Source organism: Methylibium sp., from assembly GCF_013817365.1.
Taxonomy (GTDB): Bacteria; Pseudomonadota; Gammaproteobacteria; order Burkholderiales; family Burkholderiaceae_C; genus Methylibium.
On sequence record NZ_JACDCU010000596.1, the window covers coordinates 1 to 2,083 of the forward strand.

General features: G+C 65.2%; 1 protein-coding gene and 1 pseudogene. One reads left to right on the forward strand and one right to left on the reverse strand.

The features are described from left to right. Nucleotides 1-605 (reverse strand): hypothetical protein (locus tag H0W38_RS21805; RefSeq protein WP_292458160.1); only part of this gene is annotated, 605 nt, incomplete at its 3' end. A gap of 362 nt (nucleotides 606-967) precedes the next feature. On the opposite strand from H0W38_RS21805, the pseudogene H0W38_RS21810 reads away from it, so the two are divergent. Next, nucleotides 968-2,019 (forward strand): annotated as a pseudogene (locus H0W38_RS21810) (GMC family oxidoreductase N-terminal domain-containing protein). Nucleotides 2,020-2,083 lie beyond the last annotated feature (64 nt).

The window sequence follows — 2,083 nt, forward strand, 5'->3', positions numbered from 1 at the left end:
GCCTTGAACGTGTCGAAACCTTCCTCGAGGAACCGCTGCATGTTTGCGAGACCGGCAGCGCGCGCTGGCGCGCGCATCATGCGCAGGCTCATCATCATCATCGGCCGCTGCGTGTAGTGATCGAGCTCTTCGCCGATCGCGATCGTCAATGCAATCTGCCGCTCGCGATCTGGTGGACGGCCGCACGCCTGCCAAGCTCGAACGTAGGTTTGAGCATCGATTGCGCGGGAATCAAGCGCCACGCCCATGGCCGTGTCGAGCGATTCCGACAGCGCGTGAAGTTCGGCAAGTTTGGCCACGGTTTGCACGATCTCCGGCGGAAACAGCCGCACGACTGCGGGAACTATGCGCACGAATTGCTTATCGCGCTGGCTGAAATCGCCGGGGCCGTAAAGCTCCTCGAGAAAAAAGCGCGCGGCGGCGGCATGACGAGGGTCGGCCAGGAGATCTTGGTAGCTATGAAGAAAACGGGACTGCTGATAAGCCTTCAACGCCGACACGCGGTCAGCCAGTTCCGGCTGAGCGCCGCGACAAATTCGCTCCCGCTCGACCGCCTCGAGGTTGAGCAGGATCGTCGCATACTCGGTCTGTTGCGGAGTTGCCATCGTTACGGTTGTCCGGCGTGCCAAACGACGTGGGCCTCGGCCGACCCGCAAGCCGATGATGCAACATCCGCCCTGATGCAGGCCACCCACCTCGCTGTGCCGCGCCGCCGCTTCCTCCAACTCGGTGGGGGCTGCGCCCTCGTCTTCGTTGTGGCCGGAAGCGCTGCGTGGCTGTGGCGGCCCGGCCTGCGCGGAGGCGACTCACGGAGGCCGGGCGCGCCGTCTTCGGAGCGGTTGCAATGGCGGTCCTTGACGGCAGGCTGATGCCCGGAACTGCTGCGCTCGAACGAATACCGCCTTCTACTCGCGGCCGGAGCACTGGTCACTGATGAATTACTCCGAGCCCACAAAGGCTTGACTCGATGGACGCTCGAACCGACCCCTTGCATGGAGGCCTTGCCCGAGGCTGCAAAGTATTCGGCGCAAAGCACGCAGGTGCCCAAGCTTTATCGGGGAAAATCATCTGCGATGTCGCCATCGTCAGCGCCGGCATCACGGCCGAACTGCTGAGCCGAGCCGGGCTCGACGTGAGCGTGCTCGAGGAGGGCCTGCTGAAGACGAGCAGTGATTTCCATCAGCTCGAGAGCGAGGCGCATCCATCGCTGTATCAGGAGAGCGCTGCGCGCAAGACGGCCGACAAGGACATCAATATCTTGCAGGGCCGCTGCGTCGGCGGCTCGACGACCGTCAACTGGACCCGTTCTTTCGTACGCCCGACGACGCGCTGGCTGATTGGCGGCAGCACTTCGCGCTCGCCGACTATCGACCCGAGGCGCTCCCGCACTGGTTTGAGCAGGCTGAGCGGCGTCTTAGCATCGGGCCCTGGCTGGCGCCGCCGAACGAGAACAACGATCTGCTCAAGCGCGGCGCCATGACGCTCGGTATTTTCGCGGCCACCGTCCAGCGCAACGTCAAGGGCTGCTGGAGCTTGGGCCTGCCTTGTTGCGTGACGGCTTCACCGGGCGGGCAGATCTGCCCGCGGGGCGATGGATCGCCGCTGCTCGACTCCCATGACCGATTTCGTGATGGAGTGAGCGCATCGGGCCGTGCTGGGCATGGCCGAGGTCCAGTTCGCGGCGGGCGCTGGGTCGTGCCGGTGCATGAACACGCGCACGGCTATCGCAGTTGGGCAGACGCGACAGCGGCGATCGGCGCTCTGCCGATGAAGCCCCATCTCACCCGTGTGGTCAGTGCTCACGCGATGGGCGGCTGCGCGCTCGGCGGCGAGGAGCGAATCGGCGTCGCACGGTCCGATGGCCTGCGCTGGCCGCTGGAGAACCTGTCAGTGCACGATGGTTCGCTGTTCCCGACGAGCATCGGCGCGAACCCTCAGCTCTCGAGCTACGGCATCGTCAACCGCCTGGCCAACGCCCTTGCGCAGCGGCTGAGCGGTCGTGCGGTGCAGCTCGCCTGAGCGACGGCTCTGCGATGCTGGCCCGCCTGCAGCGGTTTATGGTTGCTTCGATCGTGCTGGCGGC